At 58.7% G+C, this 19,499-nt stretch carries 16 protein-coding genes; 10 read left to right on the top strand and 6 right to left on the bottom strand.

Features of this window, described 5'->3' with window-relative positions; all coding sequences use genetic code 11:
* Nucleotides 1–4 precede the first annotated feature (4 nt).
* The 3 genes from QBL02_RS06845 (at nt 5) to guaA (ending at nt 3,100) form a co-directional block, all read left to right on the top strand.
* Nucleotides 5–907, top strand: coding sequence for an SURF1 family cytochrome oxidase biogenesis protein (locus QBL02_RS06845; RefSeq protein ID WP_282725640.1), 903 nt, complete (start codon nt 5–7; stop codon nt 905–907).
* A 75-nt stretch (nt 908–982) separates the two neighbouring features.
* Entirely contained in the window at nt 983–1,489 is a 507-nt protein-coding gene (locus QBL02_RS06840) for a DUF3817 domain-containing protein (RefSeq protein WP_282725639.1), read from the top strand.
* A gap of 33 nt (nt 1,490–1,522) precedes the next feature.
* On the top strand, nt 1,523–3,100 hold the full coding sequence (guaA, locus tag QBL02_RS06835; RefSeq protein WP_282725638.1) for a glutamine-hydrolyzing GMP synthase: 1,578 nt from the start codon (nt 1,523–1,525) through the stop codon (nt 3,098–3,100).
* Nucleotides 3,101–3,300: 200 nt separating this feature from the next.
* Here guaA and QBL02_RS06830 read toward each other — a convergent pair whose 3' ends face one another.
* The 4 genes from QBL02_RS06830 to QBL02_RS06815 all read right to left on the bottom strand — a co-directional run bounded on the left by QBL02_RS06830 (nt 3,301) and on the right by QBL02_RS06815 (nt 7,658).
* Entirely contained in the window at nt 3,301–4,260 is a 960-nt protein-coding gene (locus QBL02_RS06830; protein WP_282725637.1) for an NAD(P)-dependent oxidoreductase, read from the bottom strand.
* Complete coding sequence (locus tag QBL02_RS06825) at nt 4,260–5,864, bottom strand: thiamine pyrophosphate-binding protein (RefSeq protein ID WP_282725636.1); 1,605 nt, start codon at nt 5,862–5,864, stop codon at nt 4,260–4,262. Before QBL02_RS06825 ends, QBL02_RS06830 begins: the two co-directional genes overlap by 1 nt.
* Nucleotides 5,861–6,865, bottom strand: a complete 1,005-nt coding sequence (gene speB / locus QBL02_RS06820) for an agmatinase (RefSeq protein ID WP_282725635.1) — start codon at nt 6,863–6,865, stop codon at nt 5,861–5,863. The genes QBL02_RS06825 and speB overlap by 4 nt, the downstream gene beginning before the upstream one ends.
* A gap of 208 nt (nt 6,866–7,073) precedes the next feature.
* A complete protein-coding gene (locus tag QBL02_RS06815; RefSeq protein WP_282725634.1) occupies nt 7,074–7,658 on the bottom strand; it encodes a cupin domain-containing protein in 585 nt (194 codons plus the stop codon).
* 273 nt (nt 7,659–7,931) lie between these two features.
* On the opposite strand from QBL02_RS06815, the gene QBL02_RS06810 reads away from it, so the two are divergent.
* From QBL02_RS06810 to QBL02_RS06795, 4 genes are read left to right on the top strand one after another with little or no spacing between them, the layout of a single operon-like run.
* Nucleotides 7,932–8,864, top strand: a complete 933-nt coding sequence (locus QBL02_RS06810; protein WP_282725633.1) for an ABC transporter substrate-binding protein — start codon at nt 7,932–7,934, stop codon at nt 8,862–8,864.
* A gap of 41 nt (nt 8,865–8,905) precedes the next feature.
* Complete coding sequence (locus QBL02_RS06805; protein ID WP_282725632.1) at nt 8,906–9,814, top strand: amino acid ABC transporter permease; 909 nt, start codon at nt 8,906–8,908, stop codon at nt 9,812–9,814.
* Nucleotides 9,811–10,590, top strand: coding sequence for an amino acid ABC transporter ATP-binding protein (locus tag QBL02_RS06800; RefSeq protein ID WP_282725631.1), 780 nt, complete (start codon nt 9,811–9,813; stop codon nt 10,588–10,590). Before QBL02_RS06805 ends, QBL02_RS06800 begins: the two co-directional genes overlap by 4 nt.
* 54 nt (nt 10,591–10,644) lie before the next feature.
* Entirely contained in the window at nt 10,645–11,901 is a 1,257-nt protein-coding gene (locus tag QBL02_RS06795; RefSeq protein ID WP_282725629.1) for an amidohydrolase, read from the top strand.
* A gap of 102 nt (nt 11,902–12,003) precedes the next feature.
* On the opposite strand, the gene QBL02_RS06790 is transcribed toward QBL02_RS06795, so the two are convergent.
* Nucleotides 12,004–12,864: a Bax inhibitor-1/YccA family protein gene (locus QBL02_RS06790; RefSeq protein WP_282725628.1), complete on the bottom strand. Its 861-nt coding sequence runs from the start codon at nt 12,862–12,864 to the stop codon at nt 12,004–12,006.
* A 192-nt stretch (nt 12,865–13,056) separates the two neighbouring features.
* Here QBL02_RS06790 and QBL02_RS06785 point away from each other — a divergent pair, with 192 nt between their 5' ends.
* Nucleotides 13,057–14,076 carry a glycerophosphodiester phosphodiesterase family protein gene (locus QBL02_RS06785; RefSeq protein WP_282725627.1) on the top strand — a complete coding sequence of 340 codons (1,020 nt, stop codon included), beginning with the start codon at nt 13,057–13,059 and terminating at the stop codon, nt 14,074–14,076.
* Between the two features lie 10 nt (nt 14,077–14,086).
* Here QBL02_RS06785 and QBL02_RS06780 read toward each other — a convergent pair whose 3' ends face one another.
* Entirely contained in the window at nt 14,087–15,160 is a 1,074-nt protein-coding gene (locus QBL02_RS06780; protein ID WP_282725626.1) for an asparaginase domain-containing protein, read from the bottom strand.
* A 149-nt stretch (nt 15,161–15,309) separates the two neighbouring features.
* Here QBL02_RS06780 and QBL02_RS06775 point away from each other — a divergent pair, with 149 nt between their 5' ends.
* Both QBL02_RS06775 and sucC read left to right on the top strand, forming a co-directional pair.
* Nucleotides 15,310–17,967 (top strand): UvrD-helicase domain-containing protein, encoded by a 2,658-nt coding sequence (locus QBL02_RS06775; RefSeq protein WP_282725625.1) that lies wholly within the window; start codon nt 15,310–15,312, stop codon nt 17,965–17,967.
* A gap of 356 nt (nt 17,968–18,323) precedes the next feature.
* Nucleotides 18,324–19,493 carry an ADP-forming succinate--CoA ligase subunit beta gene (gene sucC / locus QBL02_RS06770; protein WP_282725750.1) on the top strand — a complete coding sequence of 390 codons (1,170 nt, stop codon included), beginning with the start codon at nt 18,324–18,326 and terminating at the stop codon, nt 19,491–19,493.
* The last annotated feature ends 6 nt before the right edge of the window (nt 19,494–19,499 follow it).

Below are 19,499 nucleotides of genomic sequence, written 5' to 3'. Positions count from 1 at the left end.
CGGCGTGAACGACACAGCTGCCCGGCCAAAGCGGCCACACTACGAGGGTGCGCCAACACTTGCAAGAGTGATGGTCATGCCCAAGTGGATCGGTGCATTTTTGCTTGCGCTTCTGGTTGCCGGCGGCTTCGCCTGGCTCGGTCAGTGGCAGCTCGGTCACGCCATTACAATCACCGCTGAAGACGCGATCGACGGAGAAGTGTCGCGCCCGCTGACCTCAGTGACGCAGGCCGGCGATTCGGTCACCGACGATAGTGGCGGCACCGTGCTTTCAGCATCGGGCAGCTTTGCTGAGGGTGACTACGACATCGTCGAGCAGCGACGTAACGGTGGCCAAGATGGCACCTGGCTCGTCGGTCATTTCGAGGTCGCTGGATCGCCCGGCGGGCATCTCGCCCTCGCTATCGGCTGGGCCGAAGATACCGCTGCGGCAGCTCAGGCACTTACCAAGTTTGAAGCTATGGCCGCTGGCCAGACATTTGACATTGAGGGTCGATACATGCCGGGCGATGCTCCGGTTGTGCCGCGCCCAGACCAAGATCCAGACAGGATCTTGAGTATGTCATCGGCTCAGCTGGTAAATCTTTGGCAGCCTTTTGACGGTCGTGCCTACGCCGGATTTATGGTGATGCACCCGGGCCCGGTAGATAAGGCGAACTCGCTTACTGCCGATACGCTCAGCGACGCGGGCCTTGACGTGATTGATTCGGTTCCGCCGCTGCCAGTGCAGACGGTGAACTGGTTGAACGTGTTCTATGCGGCCGAGTGGGTCGTGTTCGCAGGCTTTGCGATCTTCTTCTGGTACCGTCTCGCCCGAGATGACTGGGAAAAGATCCACGAGCTGCAGCTGCTTGAAGCGGCCGAGGGCGACACCGAGCAGACGCTCGAACCGACCGACGCTCAATAGCCGTATCAGCAATTCCTCACTGGGTTACTCCGCTGGCGTGCAGTTTCACTCAGCGTGCGGGGCTAAGATTGAACCATGGTTTTACAGCCCCGGCCTGCCGATTACCCGCGCATTCGTAAAGCGCTGAGCTTCTATAAGATCGCTTCGATCATTACCGGTGTCATGCTGCTTTTGCTGCTCGCCGAAATGATTCTGAAGTACTCGCCAACGCACATCGAGCTTTTCGCTGATGGCGGTCTGAGTTTTGCGCCGGTTGTAGTGGGCGAGGGTTGCCAGTGGTACTCACTGTTCAACCCGTTCCAAGAGGTCTGTGAAATGTCGAGCACCGGCACCGGTACGAACCTTTCGCTGCTGATTCTGATGATTCACGGCTGGTTCTACGTGGTGTACCTCGTCGCATGTTTTATGGTCTGGAGCCCAATGCGCTGGCCATTTAGCCGCTTCCTGAAGCTGGCGCTCGGCGGCGTTGTGCCACTGCTCTCGTTCTTCATGGAGGTGCAGGTCGCCCGCGAGGTCACCGCCTTCCTCGAGAAGCACGATGTTGATCAGCCTGAGGCAGAGCCTCAGGGATCCAACGCATAACTTTTTCATTCGAACCCCCACGGAAGGCAGCGTATGAACGCCACCCCCATGCACCGCCCGGTGCTCGTCGTCGATTTCGGCGCACAATATGCACAGCTGATTGCGCGCCGCGTGCGCGAGGCCGGTGTCTACTCAGAGCTGGTTCCACACACCATCACCGCTGCAGAGGTGAAGGAAATGAACCCACTCGCAATCGTGATGTCGGGTGGACCATCTTCGGTATATGAAGAGGGCGCTCCACAGTTTGACGCGGACGTCTTCGAGCTCGGCGTGCCAATGCTCGGCATTTGCTACGGCTTCCAGGTCATGGCTCACTCGCTGGGCGGCACCGTAGGCAACACCGGTGATCGTGAGTACGGCGGGGTTGAGGCAACACTTGTTGGTGACGGTGGCGCAATTCTTTTGGGCCAGCCTGCATCACAGAACGTCTGGATGAGCCACGGTGATGCCGTGCAGCAGGCACCAGAGGGTTTTGAAGTGTACGCAAGCACTAGCGTGACTCCGGTTGCCGCATTCGGCTCAGCCGAACGTGGACTCTACGGTGTGCAGTGGCACCCAGAGGTAAAGCACTCTGACCACGGTCAGCGTGTACTCGAAAACTTCTTGCACAATGTTGCTGGTATCCCAGCTGACTGGACCGCGGGCAACGTCATCGCAGAGCAGATCGAGGCCATTCGTGCCCAGGTCGGCAACGCTCGCGTTATTTCGGCGCTCTCGGGCGGCGTCGACTCGGCTGTGTCGACCGCGCTCGTGCACAAGGCGATTGGCGATCAGCTCACCGCCGTGTTTGTTGATCACGGTCTGCTGCGCAAGGGCGAACGCGAACAGGTTGAGCGCGATTACGTTGCTTCAACCGGTGTGCGCCTGATTACCGTTGATGCCGCTGATACCTTCCTCGGACACCTGGCAGGTGTTACCGACCCTGAAGAGAAGCGCAAGATCATTGGTCGCGAGTTCATTCGCTCCTTCGAGCAGGTGCAGCGTGACCTGGTCGCTGAGGCTGCTGCTTCGGGTGAATCGGTGAAGTTCCTGGTTCAGGGAACTCTCTACCCAGATGTAGTTGAGTCGGGTGGCGGATCGGGCACCGCAAACATTAAGAGCCACCACAATGTGGGCGGCCTGCCAGAAGATCTCGACTTCGAACTGATTGAGCCGCTGCGTGCGCTGTTCAAGGACGAGGTTCGTGCAATCGGTCGCGAACTGGGCATTCCAGAAGCAATCGTTGGCCGTCAGCCATTCCCTGGCCCGGGTCTTGGTATTCGTATCGTTGGTGAGGTAACTCGCGAGCGTCTCGACATTCTGCGCGAGGCTGACGCTATTGCGCGTGCTGAGCTCACTGCTGCTGGTCTCGACAACTCGATCTGGCAGTGCCCAGTCGTGCTACTTGCCGACGTTCGTTCGGTGGGTGTGCAGGGCGACGGCCGCACCTACGGCCACCCTATCGTGCTGCGTCCGGTCTCGTCCGAAGACGCGATGACCGCTGACTGGACTCGTGTTCCTTACGAGGTGCTTGCCCGCATCTCGAACCAGATCACCAACCAGGTGCCCGAAGTAAACCGAGTCGTGCTTGACGTAACATCGAAGCCGCCGGGGACTATCGAGTGGGAGTAAAAAAGGGGAGGCCGTGTGCCTCCCCTTTTTTGGCTTCCGCGAGCAATGGGCACTGTGTGGCACCCGGTTGTGACACGTTGACCGTGTCGCGGCCGGGTGGGAGTAAAAAAGGGGAGGCCGTGTGCCTCCCCTTTTTTTTAATTATCTTCCCGCGCGACCGGTAGGGCGTCTCGGGATGGTAGTTGGGGTGTGTGCAGCGCCTATGCCGTGGGTTTCGCAATCAAACCGTACGGTTCATTGCCTCGATACACATCAAGTAGTGAGCGAACTGCAATCTCAAAGAGTTGTCGTTTCGCGTTGGGGGAGTACCAGGCCCCATGCGGCCCGAATAGCACTCCGGGCACCGAGCGGATTTCGGCGTTGAGCGGCAGCGGTTCAATTTCGAACACGTCGAGCGCTGCTCCCGAAAGCTGGCCGCTGCGGAGGGCTGCGATCATGGCCTGCTCGTCGATCAGTCCGCCCCTGGCGACATTCACTAGGTAGCTGCTGGGCGCCATTGCTGCGATTACTTCGGCGCGGATAATGCCCTCGGTTTCGGGGAGCAGAGGGACGTGTACGCTCAAGGCGTCGGCGCCACTTGCCGCGTCAAGTACGGTGGCCGCTCGTTCGACATCTGCGGCGGCGAACACGTGGTCTGGCACGAGCGGATCGTAGGCGCGCACTATGACGCCGATCTGTCGAAGGTGCGCGGCGAGGGCTTGGGCGATTCGGCCGAAACCGATGATCGCCACGGTTGATCCGGCGATCCTGCGTGGTGAGATTTCTTCGACAGCCCAGGATCCAGCTCGTACCTGCGCATCAAGTGCTGGCAGGGCGCGTAGGCCGCTGAGCAGCAGCGTGAAGGCGTGCTCAGCTACCTCGGCGGTGCAGTATCCTGCGGTGCTGGTGACCCAGGCTCCCTGCGCGGTGATTTCTGCCACGGGCAGGTGGTTGTGGCCTGTTGATGTTGCCGTTACGAGGCGAAGACTCTTGCACGCTGCAATGTCGGCTGGCAGCACTTCGTTTTCGGGTCCGGCCAGTATCGCGTAGGCGTCTTCGTGCCCGGCGAGTGTGTCGGTGGCGACAATTTCAAAGTGTTCCTGCTCGTCGCCGAGTAGCTCGGTTAGAAGTTCGGCGCTGCCAAATGGGTCAAGCAGCAAAACTTTATGTGGCGCGGTCATTAGCTCAGCTCAAACATTGCTAGATGCGTATTCAGCACAATAACTTGCGGGCCTTCGGCCTGCCAGCTTTCTGCAATTGCTTCGGCGAGAGTCTCGGGAGTGGTGTGGCGGGATTCAACACCAAACGCTGCTGCTAGTGCAACAAAATCTGGTCGTGCAAGTTCTGTAGCTGTCGGCTTGCCGAATGCTGCGGTCATGTATTCGCGCAGAATGCCGTAGCCGCCGTCATCAATAATGAGCCAGGTAACTGGTGCATTGTGCTGTTTGGCGGTGGCTAGCTCTGAGATTGAGTACATTGATCCGCCGTCGCCAGAAACCGCGAGCACGCGCTCATTGCGTCCGAGAGCCGCTCCGATTGCTGCCGGGAAGCCGAAGCCGAGGCCGCCGGCCCCTTGGGCGCTGTGAAACTCGCCGTCGCGGGGATCCCACGCTGACCATGCCCAGTATCCGGCGATAGTCATGTCCCAGAAAGTGTGCGCCGTTGCCGGCGTCGCTTCGCGAATTGCGTCGAGCACTTTGCGTTCGTGCTCAAGTGGTTGCGCGTCAAGGCGGGTGGAAACTTCGGCGAGGGTATCTGTGGTGCGCTGAGTGCCACTGCGATCGCTCGAAGCGGGAATTTTTTCGAGTATCTGTCGTAGCGCGACCTTCACGTCAGAGTGAATGCCGAGCGCTGCGTGGTTTGATTCGAGCACACGCACTTCGGCGTCGACCTGAATGATCTTGCCGTTTGGTTGCAGTGTGAAGTAGTTGCTGGTGACTTCGCCGAGTGAGCTGCCGAGTACGAGTAGTAGATCGGCGTTCGCCATAAGGTCGGTGACTGCCCGGTCTTCGATCCAGCTCTGTAGCGAGAGCGGGTGTTCCCATGGAAAGACGCCCTTGCCGCCGGGGGTTGAGATGACCGGAGCGTCGAGCTTTTCTGCGAGTTCAAGCAATTCTTGGTGCGCTCCGGAGCGTCGTGCTCCGCCACCGGCGAGAATCACTGGCGAGTGTGAGGCGGTGAGTAGGTCGGCGGCTTCTGTTGCGAGTTCTGCCCGCAGTGGTCGTTCGTGAACGGTCGCCTTTGGGTTTTGTACGGGTGCGAGCGAGGCTGGACCAAGCAGAATGTCTTGTGGAATTTCGATCCACACGGGGCCTGCTGGAGCGCTCTGGGCGAGGCCCCAGGCTTCTTCAATAATTGATGGAATCTGGCTCGCTGATTGCACTACCCAGGTGCGCTTTGCAACGTTTGCGGCGGCTGCTTGTTGGTTGTCGAGTTGGTGCAGCATGCCTTTGTGTGCGCCGCCGAGGCCGGCTTTCGGGATCTGGCTTGATACGACGAGCATTGGCACGGCGGTGGCCAGGGCCTCCTGTAGGCCTGCCAGTGCGGTGAGTGCGCCGGGGCCGGTTGACAGGAATAGCACGCCGACTTCGCCGGTTGCGCGCGCGAAGCCGTCTGCTGAGAATGCGGCGTTGTTTTCAATGCGCGCGCTCACAAACTCGAGTGGGCTGCGGCTTAGCGCGTCGAAGAGGCCGAGCGCGTGCTGGCCGGGAATGCCGAAGACTTTGCGTGCTCCGAGTCCCGCGAGGGTTTCTACGACGAGGTCGCCGCCGTTACGAGTGCTCATTCGTGTGTGTCCTCCGTGCTGCCTGATGCGCTTGCGGTGTTCGCTTGTGTTTTATTTTGCTTGCGCAGGGCAAACATCGAAAGCAGTTCGTAGGCGACATGTGAGGCGGCGATGCCGGTGAGCTGTGCGTGGTCGTATGCGGGGGAGACTTCAACGACGTCTGCGCCGATCAAGTTTGCGCCGGCGAGGCCGCGGAGTATCTCGAGTAGTTCGCGGCTGGTGAGGCCGCCAGCTTCTGGGGTGCCGGTGCCGGGTGCGTGCGCTGGATCGAGCACATCGATATCGATTGAGATGTAGAGCGGGCGGTCGCCGATGCGTTCCTTCAGAATCTGTACGACCTCTCGCACGCCTCGGTAGTGCACGTCGCTGGAGGTGACGATTCCGAATCCGAGTCGCTGATCTTCGTCGAGATCTTCTTTGCCGTAGAGCGGGCCGCGGGTGCCGACGTGGCTGACGGCGTCCAGGTCAAGAATTCCTTCTTCTGATGCGCGACGGAATGGGGTGCCGTGTGTGTACTCGGCGCCGAAGTAGGTGTCCCAGGTGTCGAGGTGCGCGTCGAAGTGTAGGAGGGCGACTGGTCCGTGGCGCTCGGCGGCGGCGCGTAAGAGCGGAAGCGCGATTGTGTGGTCGCCGCCGATGGTGAGCAGTCGGGCTCCGTCTTCGGTGAGTTCTAGTGCCGCTGCCTGCAGGGTTTCGATGGCTTCGTCAATGTTGAAGGGGTTCACGCTGACGTCGCCAGCGTCTACCATCTGGAGGTTTTTGAAGGGTGAGACGTCGAGCGCTGGGTTGTATGGCCGCAGCAGGCGCGAGGATTCGCGCACGTGGGCTGGACCGAATCGGGCGCCTGGGCGGAACGATACGCCGGTATCGAATGGTACGCCGATGATTTTGATGTCTGCGCTTGGCACCTGGTCGATGCGGGGCAGGAGGGCGAATGTTGCGGCTCCTGCAAATCGCGGGGTGAGCGATGAATCGGTTGGTCCGACTGGTCCAGTAGTCATCCTGGTCCTCCTTGAGCCAGATACGAAAGTATTCGTATTTAGAAACATTCTTTGTCTCAGACGATACAGAGCAGAGGCGTTCACCGCAAACTTCGGAGTGCGATCTCAAGCAAAAAGCGGCAACACCTGAGGGTGCTGCCGCTTGAGCTGTAATGGACCTCGCATGGTGCGCCTAGAGATTCGCGCTGCGAGCCAAGACGAATGCTGGCTAGGAGGTACCGCTCCACGCTGATGGGGCAATAACCCAGAGAACTTCTGCGCCAGTGACCTCGTGCGCGTGCCAGCTGTGCGGTTCGTTTGCATTGAACGTGAGTGTATCGCCTGCCTCAAGTTCAACTTCTCGATCTGAGAAACGCAAAGCGATGCTGCCGGTGAGAATATGCACAATCTCAATTTCTGAGTTCAGCGTGTAAAGCTCTGGTCCACCATCGCCGCCTGGCCGATACACCGAGCGAACCATCTGCACGCGGCTCTCGGTGCGCGGGCTGAGTAGGCGCTCGTCTGCGCCAGTGCCGCCGAGGTTAATGTGCGGGCCCGATCCAGCGCGCACAAGATGTGTTTCGGTTGACTCAAAGAGCGAGCCGATTGGCAGCGAGAGCACCTCGCAGTATGAAACCAGAGAGGCGACGCTGATTGAGGTGAGGTCGCGTTCGACCCGCGAGATGAAACCTTTCGAAAGGCCGGTTGCCTCTGAAGCTTCTTCGAGGGTGATTCGTTGAGCGAGGCGCGCAGCGCGCAGTCGTTTACCAATTGCGGCCCGCTCGTTGCTGGGCTCGACCGGAATTGAGCGCATTGATGTGTACCGTTCGTTCGCGTGGATGCTTGAGTGTGCCAGAGTTGCGGCTTCATTGTTCGCAAGTGTTCAGGCAGCTGTCAGATCATCGTAGCGCTCGGTTTGTGTAAAAAGTTGACACAGAGGAGTGTGAATTTATCTAGTAGGCAACAGAATTTGCATATTAGGTTTATCTCTGGGTATGGTGGCATTCCACAAGCAATGAGGTTTCGGCCTCGACTCCATAAGCCCCGCTTTGCTGTTGAAGCGGGAACCCCCGAAAGAGGCCTCGCGATGAAGCTCCGCACTCTACCAATTCTTTCCCTACTCGCAGTAGGTACTCTCGCACTGACTTCGTGCACCTCAGCATCAGCTGAAATCGAAGCCGCTCCAACCGACGAAAACTCGGTTGAACTCGGCACCGCCGTACTGCCAGAGATGCCATTTGATGAGGCCGCAGCTGCGCTGCTGCCCGCAGATATTGCAGAGCGTGGCTACCTCAATGCAGCATACTCACCAACGTTTGCTCCTTTTGAGTACTACGACAAAGACAACTCGACCATCATCGGCTTCGACGTCGACTACATTCAGGCCGTCGGCCAGGTGCTCGGCCTCGAAATCAAAACCGAAGCCGCCTCATTTGACGCGATCATTCCAGGGCTCTCCAGCGGAAAATACGACCTGAGCAACTCCGGTATCGCCGTCACCGAAGAGCGCAAACTCAGCAACGACTTCGTCGTCTTCGCTCAGGCGGGCAGCGGCATCGGCGTGCTGCCAGGAAACCCAAAGAACATCAGCAACGACTACGCGGCACTGTGCGGCCTCAAGATTGCTGCAGGCAAGGGCACCATCCAGGGTCTCACAGTGCTGCCGGGCCTCTCAGAAGAGTGTGTTGCCGCAGGTGAGAAGGAAATCGACATTCAGCTCTTCCCATCGCAGAACGATGGCTTCCTGGCGCTGCGCTCGAACCGTATCGACGGATACATGGCAGACAGCTTCACCGTGTCGTACCAGGGCAAGCTCGCTGGCGATGCTTGGGAGCTGGCACCAGGCGAAGACTTCGCGCCAATCACCACCGGTATCACCACCTCGAAGGATTCGCCGCTGACCCCCGCGATCCGTGCTGCCGTGCTCAAGATCATCGAGTCAGACGTCTACCCACAGATGAACGCAAAGTGGGGCATCCCTGACACCACGATGGTTACTGCCGAGCAGGTAAACGAGTAAAACTGCCGAGCAACAGGCTCGCTGCGAGAAAGATCAACACAGTGTCGAATGACCACACCGCAGACCTGGTAGTTGTTCGTTCGAAGCACTTCGGGCGATGGATCGCGATCATTGTGATCGCGGTCCTCGCCGTGATGGTGCTCCGTTCGGTCTTCACCAACCCCCGTTTCGGTTGGGAGACCGTCGGGCTCTTCTTTCGCGATACCGCAATCTTCAACGGCATTGGGGTCACACTCTTTTTGACCGTAGTGTCGATGCTGATCGGTATCGTGCTCGGCATCATCGTTGCGGTGATGCGGGTATCGCACAACCCAATAATTAGCGGTGCAGCGAGTCTGTACCAGCTCTTCTTCCGTGGCACTCCCGTGCTGGTGCAACTGCTGTTCTGGTTTAACCTGGCCGCACTCTACCCCTCGATTTCCTTCGGAATTCCGGGAGTCGAACTGAACGCAAACGACATCATTACCCCGATGACTGCCGCGATTCTTGGCCTGGGCCTCAACGAATCGGCATACATGTCTGAGATTGTTCGCGCGGGAATTCTCTCGGTCGACAAGGGGCAATCAGACGCGGCGAGCGGCCTCGGCATGAATCGTATTCAAACGATGCGCCGAATCATTCTGCCGCAAGCCATGCGTGTGATCATTCCGCCAACCGGCAATGAAGTCATTGGCATGCTGAAGGCAACCTCGCTCGTCAGCGTGATCGCCGTGCCAGAGCTACTGTACTCATCGCAGATTATCTACTCAAAGAACTTGCAGATCATTCCTCTGCTGATCGTTGCGAGCCTCTGGTACATCATCATCACTTCGATTTTGGGTATCGGTCAGAGCTTCCTTGAGCGACGCTTCGCTCGCGGATCGGGCCACCCGACTCAGAAGACGATTGGCGAGCATCTTCGCCGCGCATTCAGAATGCACGCAACCGAGGTGAACGGAACAAAACTATGAGCGACGCCGCATCACAGACGCCAATGGTCCGCGCCACCGGAGTCGTAAAAAGTTATGGCTCAAACGCCGTACTCAAGGGTATTGATCTTGATGTGCAGCCCGGTGAGGTTGTTTGCCTCATCGGTGCTTCAGGTTCAGGAAAAAGTACCTTCTTGCGCTGCATCAACCACCTCGAAACAATTGACGGCGGCCAGCTGGCAGTCGACGGGGAACTGGTTGGATACAACCGCAAGGGCAACAAGCTGCATGAGCAGAGCGAAAGTGAAGTCTGCAAAACTCGCTCAGAAATCGGCATGGTGTTTCAGCAGTTCAATCTGTTCCCGCACATGACCGTGCTCGAGAACCTATTGGAAGCGCCTCGCGTGGTGCTGAAGAAAAAGACCGAAGAGGTGAAACCACTCGCTCTGAAGCTGCTCGAGCAGGTTGGCCTAGCTGACAAAGCAAATGCTTACCCTCGTCAGCTTTCTGGCGGTCAGCAGCAGCGCGTGGCAATTGCCCGTGCACTGTGCATGGAACCCAAGCTGATGCTCTTCGACGAGCCGACCTCGGCTCTCGACCCTGAGCTGGTGGGGGACGTGCTCAATGCGATGAAGGATCTCGCCGCGACCGGCATGACTATGGTTGTGGTGACCCACGAAATGAACTTTGCCCGCGACGTGGCTGATCGCATCGCGTTCATGCACGAGGGTGTCATTGTAGAACTTGGCCCAGCGGCCGAGGTCATCGCGAACCCGAAACATGAGCGTACTCGTGCGTTCCTGTCTTCGGTTCGATAACGCTGGATCACCCGGCGGTTTTCACAGCAGACGCACGTCGTAAAGGAGAAGGTAATGAGTGTTGAGACGCCAACGCCAGCGCAACCGTTTGACCTGGTTTCGCTCTACAAAGATCTGCACGCGCACCCCGAACTCGGGTTTGCGGAGGTGCGTACCTCGGCGATCGCCGCTGACCACCTGAACGCGCTCGGGTTCGAAGTGCAGACCGGGATCGCAGTCACCGGTGTGGTCGGCGTGCTGCGGAATGGCGAAGGGCCGACAGTGCTGTTGCGCGCCGATATGGATGGCCTACCGGTGTTCGAGCAGACCGGTCTCGACTATGCGAGTGTTGCCCGAGGCGTCAACGCTGCCGGAGAAGACGTGCCGCTGATGCACGCCTGCGGTCATGATGTGCACGTCGCCTGCCTGATCGGTGCAGCCGAACGCTTGGTGCAGACCCGCGATGAGTGGAGTGGCACCGTCATTGCGCTCTTCCAGCCAGCGGAAGAGGGCGGTGGCGGCGCCGAAGCGATGATCGCAGACGGTCTTTACAGCAAGATCCCGAAGCCTGATGTGGTGTTCGGTCAGCACGTGAGCCCCTACCCGGCTGGTACCCTCGGCGGGCATCCCGGCGGTGCCATGGCCGCAGCTGACACGCTCTCAGTTGAAATGTATGGTCGCGGCGGCCACGGCTCAGAGCCTGAGACCACCGTCGATCCGGTCGTCATGGCGGCGGCTACCGTGCTTCGGTTGCAGACAGTCGTCTCGCGTGAAATCAGCCCGCACGACACATCTGTGGTAACAGTTGGCAAACTTGAGGCTGGAAGTCAGCACAACATCATCGCCGACAAAGCGTCGCTCGGTATCAGTGTGCGAAGTTTCGACAACGGTGTTCGTGATCGCCTGCTTGAGGGTATTCAGCGCATCATCGCTGCCGAAGCAATGGCTTCGAATGCGCCACGAGAGCCGAAGGTGCAATTTGATCAGAGCTACCCGCTCACCTACAACGAGCCGGTACTCACTGAAGACCTGAACGCTGCTTTTATTGAGCGTTTTGGACAAGACGTTTACTTTGCGCCGGGAGCAATCACGGGCAGTGAGGACGTCGGGGTGCTCGCTACGGCGGCCAATGTGCCGCTGGTGTACTGGATGCTTGGCGGGCACGACACCGCCGAGTACTGGGCGGCGGATGCGAAGGGAACTGTGCACGAGGATATTCCCTCGAATCACTCACCCTTCTATGCCCCAGAGATTGATCCCACGCTTGAGCGGGGTGTTGAAGCGCTAGTAATTGCTACGCGTTTGTGGATGGATCGTCACGCAGCAGCGTAGTGATCACACACGACTGAGGGCTGGTACCAAATTGGTACCAGCCCTCAGTCGTATGCGCCAGGAGTTTGGCTTGGGATCGCTAGGCGATCCAACGCTAAATAATTAGTCGCCGCGCAAGATGGCGAGGATACGCAGAATCTCCACGTAGAGCCAGATCAGGGTGACCATGAGGCCGAAGGCCGCTGACCAGCCCCACTTCTCAGGCACGCGGTTCTGTACGCCGTTCTTGATCAGCTCGAAGTCCATGACGAGTGAGTAAGCGGCGAGCAGCACAGCCACGACACCGATTGCGACGCCGATCCAGCCCGAACGCAGGCCGAATGGGTTGGTGACAACGCCGAACATCATCAAGCCGAAGTTGAGCAGCGAGAAGAGCAGGTAGCCGCCCATCGCGACCATGACGATCTTGGTCATTTTCGGGCTGGTGCGAACCTTGCCGCTACGGAATAGCAGCAGGGTGACCGCGAATACGCTGAGCGTGCCAAGGATCGCCTGCATGACAATACCGTTGTAGCGAGCATCAAAGATCATCGAGATGCCGCCGAGGAACAGTCCCTGCGAGATGGCGTAGGCAACGATCAGCGGAACGCTGGGCTCCTTCTTGAAGGAGTTGACGAGGCCGAGGACCAAACCGGCGATTGCGCCGATGAAAACAATAGCCGGGAACACCGACATTGCCCACCAACCGGCGGCTGCGCCAGCAATAACGAGGATAAAGAGGAACACCGTCTTGCTGATGGTGTTCTCGAAGGTCATCGGCTGGTCGCTACCGGTGACAGGAGGCAGCTGTGCGCCCTGTCCCTGGTGTGCGGCTGCGCCGACAGTTGCTGCAGCTGCTGCGGCACCGTCAACGCCGGGGCGCTGGGTGTTTGCGGCAGGCTGATCGTAGATTCGGTGCAGCTCCTCAGCGGTCATAGTTTTGCCGTTGAGCGCTGGGTTCTTGGAAAGCGCTGGATTACTCATGGGTCACGGGATCCTTCAAGGGTCGAGTGTGTAGTACAAGACTATCGAGCACCCGTCTCAGTTTGCTGAGACTTTTTGGCGCTTTCTCAGGGGGCGAACGCTTTGGCTGCGCGAACACGAAAGACCGGAAGCGCTGATGACCGGTCAAAAATGATTTACCGATGATTCATACTTCTGACCTAGAGTGGCCAAATGACGTCAACGCAGCCAAACAAGCCGATGCTCATTGGCCATCGGGGAGCCCCCGGGTACCGGCCAGAGCACACGGCTTCTTCCTACTTGCTGGCCTTTGCGCAGGGGGTTCAAGCCGTTGAACCTGACCTTGTCGTGACGCAAGACGGCGTCATCGTGATTCGACACGAAAACGAAATTTCCGGCACAACAAACGTGGCAGACCACCCAGAGTTCGCAGATAGGCGCACGACGAAAGTTGTTGACGGCATCACACTTGAGGGTTGGTTCACCGAAGACTTCAGCTGGGCAGAGCTCAGCTCCCTTCGCTGCAAAGAACGAATTCCGGAGCTGCGCGGCGAAAACACTCAGTTCGACTTCGAGGAGCCACTGCTTCGTTTGAGTGATCTGATCGAGCTGGTCGACGATTGGAATCGCACGCACGAAGCAAATGTCGCTTTGGTGATTGAGCTCAAGCACGTCGCCTATTTAGCTGCAATCGGTCACGACCTGGTGGCTTTGCTGTTGCGCGACCTCGCTTTGGCCGGGTACGACGATCGGCCAGATCTGCTCACCATCGAGTGTTTTGAACTTTCCCCGCTGGATCGGCTTCGCGAACTCGACGTACAGGCGCAACTGGTGTTCTTGATGGAGAGCAAAGGTTGCCCACCAGATCAAGTTGCGGAGCTCGGCGACGCTGCAACACCGTATGCCTGGTACCGCACGAACGAGGGCCTCGACTCACTGACTGAGCGGGTAGACGGAATCAGCCTGGCCAAGCGCGACCTGCTTGAGTTTGATGAAGACGGCTGGGCGACGGGCCCGAACGACGTGGTTGATCGGGCGCACGATCGCGATCTGCTGGTGTTTACCTGGACGCTTCGCCCAGAGAACGCCTACCTCACGCCAGGGTTCAAATTGGGTTCAAGCCGCGAGCAAGAGGGCGACTGGCAGGGCGAGTGGGAGATGATCCTCGAAACCGGGGTCGACGGAGTGTTCTTAGACCACCCCGATCTTCTTGCCGAGGTGCTGCCGAAGTAATCGGCAGTTGTTAGGCGGCTTCGGGGGAGAGCTCGCCAACGATGTTATGCAGCATGAATTCGCGTAGCGACGCACCCTCAAGTCGCGAATCAATACCGAAGGCGAGTTTCGCGAGCGCCGCTTCAACCGTCATATCGGCACCGGCAATGACACCGGTTGCCGCGAGTTCACTGCCGACCGCATAACGTCCGGGTTCGACACTGCCGGTTGCGCACTGGGTAATAGCGACCACCGGAATCTGCGCACAAATATCGCGTAGGGCCTGCGCCATGCCATGCCGTGCCATAGGAGCATTGCCGCTGCCGTAGCACTCAAGCACAATGCCATCTGGGTTCGTGCTCGCCGCGGCCCGCAGATCCTCTGCGATTACGCCGGGCACAAAACGAAAGAGCACGGTACGGGCGGGCGTGAGCCGGCCGGCACCTTTCGTGATGTGCGATGGCACCCCGGTACGGTTCTTGCCGAGCTCACGTTCGGCGCGGAACGCCTGCATCGCCTCTGCTTGCGCCTTTGTCGCCCTGATCGCGGGCATCAGCTTGCCGCCAAATGCGATGCAGGCTGGCGCATCGTTCGACGCGCGCACGGCAGCGCGAATTGCGAGCGAAAGGTTCGCCGGGGCGTCACTCTGTGGTGCACCGTGTGCGAGCTGGCTGCCAGTGAGAACAACTGGCACACCGAGGCCGTCAAGTTCGAAGGCGATGCGCGCGCCGGTATAGGCGAGCGTGTCGGTGCCGTGCGTAATGATCACGCCGTCGGGGCGTTTGGTGCGTACCCGGGCGCGCACGGCGCGAGCAACACGCGATCCCGTTTCGGCGTCAGCATTTGCACTGTCGATGGCAGGGCTCAGGTGATTGATCCAGTACTCAATGCCGAGCGGTTCGCAAATGCTTCGCACCATCTCTTCGAGAGCATGTTCAAAATCTGGGTCGGGGGCGAGGCCCTTGTCAGTGCTGCGCATACCGATTGTGCCGCCGGTCGCAAAAATCAGCACCGTGGGTCGCGGCCCTGATGGGGTGGACTGCTTGGCGGCTTTGTTTTTTGCCTCGGTTCGGGCTTCGTGCTTGGCTGAGCTTGGCAAACGCATGAACCTATTCTGTCTTGTTTGACGACGAGGATCGAAAGGCGCCGATGGGCTCGGTGTGTGCGCTCGGTGTTGGAAGTGGGTGTAAGCGCTGAGTGCGAGCCAAACGCAGCAGGCATCAGTGTCAGTGCAAACGCCTAGACTTGGATGCGATGAACGAGTACGAACTTTTTGCTCCTGACGGGACCTCGCTTGGCGGGCCCGGTGGCTTTGCTGCCGGTCGACAGGGTGAAGGTGCCAGCGCAGAAGATCCGCTGGTGGCTGGTCTGAATCCGCAGCAGAAGCGAGCCGTCGAGGCGCGCGGTGATGCGCTGCTCATTGTGGCAGGTGCTGGTTCTGGTAAGACACGCGTGCTCACACACCGTATCGCGCAGCTCATTCGAAACAAAGAGGCCTGGCCGAGCCAGATCCTTGCGATCACCTTTACCAACAAGGCTGCTGCTGAGATGCGCGAGCGCGTCGAAGATCTTCTCGGTGGCGATGTCGCAAGCGGTATGTGGATCTCTACCTTTCACTCGGCTTGCGTGCGTATTTTGCGTCGGGAATCAGAGCGTTTTGGCTATGTCTCGGGTTTCACCATTTACGACTCAGCCGATTCGCGCGCACTGCTCAAGCGCATCATTAAAGACACCGAGGCTGATAGTTACGGTTTCACCCCGGCAAACACCAGCTCAAAGATCTCGCGGCTCAAGAATGAATTGCAAGACTCGATGAGCTACCGTGCGACAGCGAACGAGAGCGACCCTCGCGAGCGCATCTTCATCGAGATTTTCCATGAGTACGAGCAGCAGCTTCGTCGCGCAAATGCCTTTGACTTTGACGACCTGATTGGCCAGACGGTGCACCTTTTCCGGTCGCACCCTGATGTGGCTGCGATCTACCAGCGCCGCTTTAGGCACATTCTGGTTGATGAGTACCAAGACACAAACCATGCTCAATACTCGTTGATTCGAGAGCTCACTCGCGGAGTTGAACCCGAAGAGGTCGAGCGTTTGGTGCCTCCCATTCGTGAGCGCGAGCTTGATGCGAGCGGCCGAATCCCTGGTGCATCGCTGACGGTTGTCGGTGATAGCGACCAATCAATTTATGCGTTCCGTGGCGCAGACATCCGAAACATTGTCGAATTTGAGCGCGATTTTCACGGTGCTGAGGTGGTAAAGCTTGAGCAGAACTATCGCTCGACTCAAAACATTCTGAGCGCGGCAAACGCGGTGATCGGCAACAACTTTGACCGTCAAGAAAAGAACCTTTTCACGACCTCAGGCGACGGCGAGAAACTCATCGGTTTTACCGGGTATTCGCAGCACGATGAAGCTCGTTTTGTTGCCGAAGAGATTGAAGATCTGCACCAAGGTGGAACAGCCTACGGTGATATCGCGGTGTTCTACCGCACAAACTCGCAGACCCGTGCGCTTGAAGAGCTGCTGATCCGTGGCGCGATTCCTTATCGTGTGCTCGGCGGCACCAAGTTTTATGAGCGCGCCGAAATCAAAGATGCGATGGCCTATCTCACAAGCCTCGCAAACCCTTACGACCCCATCGCGTGGTCACGCCTGATTGGTGTGCCAAAGCGAGGCATTGGGCCAATGGCCGAAGCCCAGCTTGCTCATTTTCAAGAGAGCAATGGGCTTTCTTTCCACGGCGCAATGGTGCGGGCCGACGAAGTTCCCTTCGGGCCAAAGGTGCGCGACACCGTCAGAGAGCTCGGCGAGCTGCTGATGCGAGCTGCAACGATGGCTGCCGGTGGCGGGGCCGACCCGATCGCCGAAGGCGCGGGAGAAGAAGACGCTCAGAAAAAACCAGCTCCGGTAGCTGACGTATTGAAGCTGATTCTCGATGAAACTCAGATGATCGAAAAGCTTCGTGCAAAGCGCGATCCACAAGACGAGGCTCGAGCTGAGAACCTTGAAGAGCTCGTCTCGGTGGCACGCGAATTCGACATTCGTAATCCTGGGGCCGGCCTGCTCGAGTTTTTGACAGAGGTGAGCCTGGTTGCAGCCGCAGACGATCTTGACGATCAGAGCGGCACCGTCTCGCTCATGACGTTGCACACGGCGAAGGGCCTCGAATTCAACACCGTATTTTTGACTGGTGTTGAGGAGGGACTGATCCCACACCAAATGTCGGTCGATGAGGTTGGCGGCATTAGCGAAGAACGACGTTTGATGTACGTCGGTATTACTCGCGCCCGCGAACGCCTGTACCTGACGCTCGCGAGCACCCGATCCACCTTCGGTGATGTCAATGTCGCTATGCCCTCACGCTTCCTGCAGGAGATTCCAGAGGCGCTCGTTGATTGGCGTCAATCGCCTGGCGAGGTCACCGGTCGGGGAGGCACTGAATCGCGAGCGCTGAACGCGCCACGCGGTGGCGGCGGTTACAGTGGCAGCGGCTACGGTGGTTCTCGTGGAGGCGCCTCTAGGCGAACGGTTGACTCGAACGTTGTTTTTGGCGCGGGCGGCCGGTCTTCTGGCAGCGCGGCGGTCAGCGAACCAGCCAGCGGCGGTATGCAATCGGCGCTTGAGCAGTGGCGCGAGCGCAAGCGCCTCGCGAAAGAAGCGCAGCGTTCGGGCACTGGGTTCCCGAACATGGTGGGTGCAAGTGTGCGCGACAATGGCGATCTCGAACTTGCCCCGGGCGACCGTATTCGTCACGATGACTATGGCGAAGGCCGCGTAACGGCAGTCACCGGGGCCGGCTCAAAACGAATTGCGCACGCCGTGTTTGACTCTGTTGGTGATCGCAAGCTGCTGATTAAGCTTTCACCGATTCAGAAGATTGAGGCAGACGACGAATCGAACGTCGATTAACTCAACAGTGAAGTGCGCTCCGTCAAAATCGTGAGCGCACGCCTGTGCAACGCTCAAGGTTCCCTGCGAGTTTGCGAAGAGTGTTGTCTCCTGGTGCGAGCCATCTGTCTCAGGATGCTCAGACGAAGGCAACAAATCTTGTAGAGAACGTGAAGAATTGTCGGCATTCTCTGTCGCTCAGCCACTTTCATCCAGACCCGATTCGCTGGCTTGTGCGGTGGGGTGCTTTCGCTCCCTGTGCAGTGGTTCGGATCAGTAAAATTGCAGTGATAGACTCAGAAATTGGTCGACTTTTTCTCGACGTCGAGACATTTTTACTGCCTCGGATCAATCTGACCAACAGCAAAGGACAGTACGTGGATCTGTACGAGTACCAGGCACGAGATCTTTTTGAGCGTTATGGGGTGCCGGTGCTTGCTGGCATCATCGCGGACACTCCTGAAGAGGTTCGCGCGGCAGCCGAAAAGATTGGCGGCGTTGTCGTCGTCAAGGCACAGGTAAAGGTCGGTGGCCGCGGCAAGGCCGGCGGCGTGAAGGTCGCTAAGACCCCAGACGAGGCATTCGAGGCGGCTCAGTCGATCCTCGGCCTTGATATTAAGGGTCACGTTGTAAAGCGTGTAATGGTTGCTGCCGGCGCAGACATCAAAGAGGAGTTCTACTTCTCGGTGCTGCTTGACCGTGCAAACCGTTCGTACCTCTCGCTGTGCAGCGTTGAGGGCGGCATGGAAATTGAGCAGCTCGCGGTTGAGAAGCCAGAGGCGCTAGCTCGTATCGAGGTGGATCCCATCACCGGTATCGACGCAGCCAAGGCAGAGGAGATCGCTCGCGCGGCCCGCTTCCCAGAAGAGCTCATCGGCAAGGTTGTTCCTGTCTTCCAGAAGCTCTACGAGGTGTACACCGGCGAGGACGCAACTCTCGTTGAGGTAAACCCACTCGTGCTGACCGGCGAGGGCGAAATTGTTGCTCTCGACGGCAAGGTATCGCTCGATGAGAACGCTGAGTTCCGTCAGCCTGAGCACGACGCGCTTGCCGACAAGTCAGCTGAAGACCCACTCGAGGCAAAGGCTAAGGCGCAGGACCTCAACTACGTAAAGCTTGACGGCGAGGTTGGTGTCATCGGTAACGGTGCGGGTCTCGTCATGTCGACGCTCGACGTTGTGGCATACGCCGGCGAGAACCACGGCAACGTGAAGCCAGCAAACTTCCTCGACATCGGTGGCGGTGCTTCGGCTGAGGTTATGGCCGCTGGCCTTGACGTGATCCTTGGCGATCCACAGGTCAAGTCGGTCTTCGTGAACGTCTTCGGTGGCATCACCGCGTGTGACGCAGTCGCAAACGGCATTGTTGGTGCACTCGCCAAGCTTGGTGACGCAGCAAACAAGCCTCTCGTTGTGCGCCTTGACGGCAACAACGTTGAAGAGGGCCGTCGCATCCTGAACGAGGCGGCACACCCGCTGGTCATTCAGGCCGCAACCATGGATGAGGGCGCCGACAAGGCTGCCGAACTCGCACACGCAGCTGCCTAAGCGAAG

It is taken from the genome of Leucobacter sp. UT-8R-CII-1-4 (assembly GCF_030010235.1).
GTDB lineage: Bacteria > Actinomycetota > Actinomycetes > Actinomycetales > Microbacteriaceae > Leucobacter.
Note: the sequence above shows the minus strand (reverse complement) of the source record. Positions and strands in the feature narration are given on the sequence as shown.

Excerpts from the sequence above, each read along its gene's own strand:
- QBL02_RS06840 (WP_282725639.1), top strand. The coding sequence starts at position 983 with ATGGTTTTACAGCCCCGGCCTGCCGATTACCCGCGCATTCGTAAAGCG.
- guaA (WP_282725638.1), top strand. The coding sequence starts at position 1,523 with ATGAACGCCACCCCCATGCACCGCCCGGTGCTCGTCGTCGATTTCGGC.
- QBL02_RS06830 (WP_282725637.1), bottom strand. The coding sequence starts at position 4,260 with ATGACCGCGCCACATAAAGTTTTGCTGCTTGACCCATTTGGCAGCGCC.
- QBL02_RS06825 (WP_282725636.1), bottom strand. The coding sequence starts at position 5,864 with ATGAGCACTCGTAACGGCGGCGACCTCGTCGTAGAAACCCTCGCGGGA.
- speB (WP_282725635.1), bottom strand. The coding sequence starts at position 6,865 with ATGACTACTGGACCAGTCGGACCAACCGATTCATCGCTCACCCCGCGA.
- QBL02_RS06815 (WP_282725634.1), bottom strand. The coding sequence starts at position 7,658 with ATGCGCTCAATTCCGGTCGAGCCCAGCAACGAGCGGGCCGCAATTGGT.
- QBL02_RS06810 (WP_282725633.1), top strand. The coding sequence starts at position 7,932 with ATGAAGCTCCGCACTCTACCAATTCTTTCCCTACTCGCAGTAGGTACT.
- QBL02_RS06800 (WP_282725631.1), top strand. The coding sequence starts at position 9,811 with ATGAGCGACGCCGCATCACAGACGCCAATGGTCCGCGCCACCGGAGTC.
- QBL02_RS06795 (WP_282725629.1), top strand. The coding sequence starts at position 10,645 with ATGAGTGTTGAGACGCCAACGCCAGCGCAACCGTTTGACCTGGTTTCG.
- QBL02_RS06790 (WP_282725628.1), bottom strand. The coding sequence starts at position 12,864 with ATGAGTAATCCAGCGCTTTCCAAGAACCCAGCGCTCAACGGCAAAACT.
- QBL02_RS06785 (WP_282725627.1), top strand. The coding sequence starts at position 13,057 with ATGACGTCAACGCAGCCAAACAAGCCGATGCTCATTGGCCATCGGGGA.
- QBL02_RS06780 (WP_282725626.1), bottom strand. The coding sequence starts at position 15,160 with ATGCGTTTGCCAAGCTCAGCCAAGCACGAAGCCCGAACCGAGGCAAAA.
- QBL02_RS06775 (WP_282725625.1), top strand. The coding sequence starts at position 15,310 with ATGAACGAGTACGAACTTTTTGCTCCTGACGGGACCTCGCTTGGCGGG.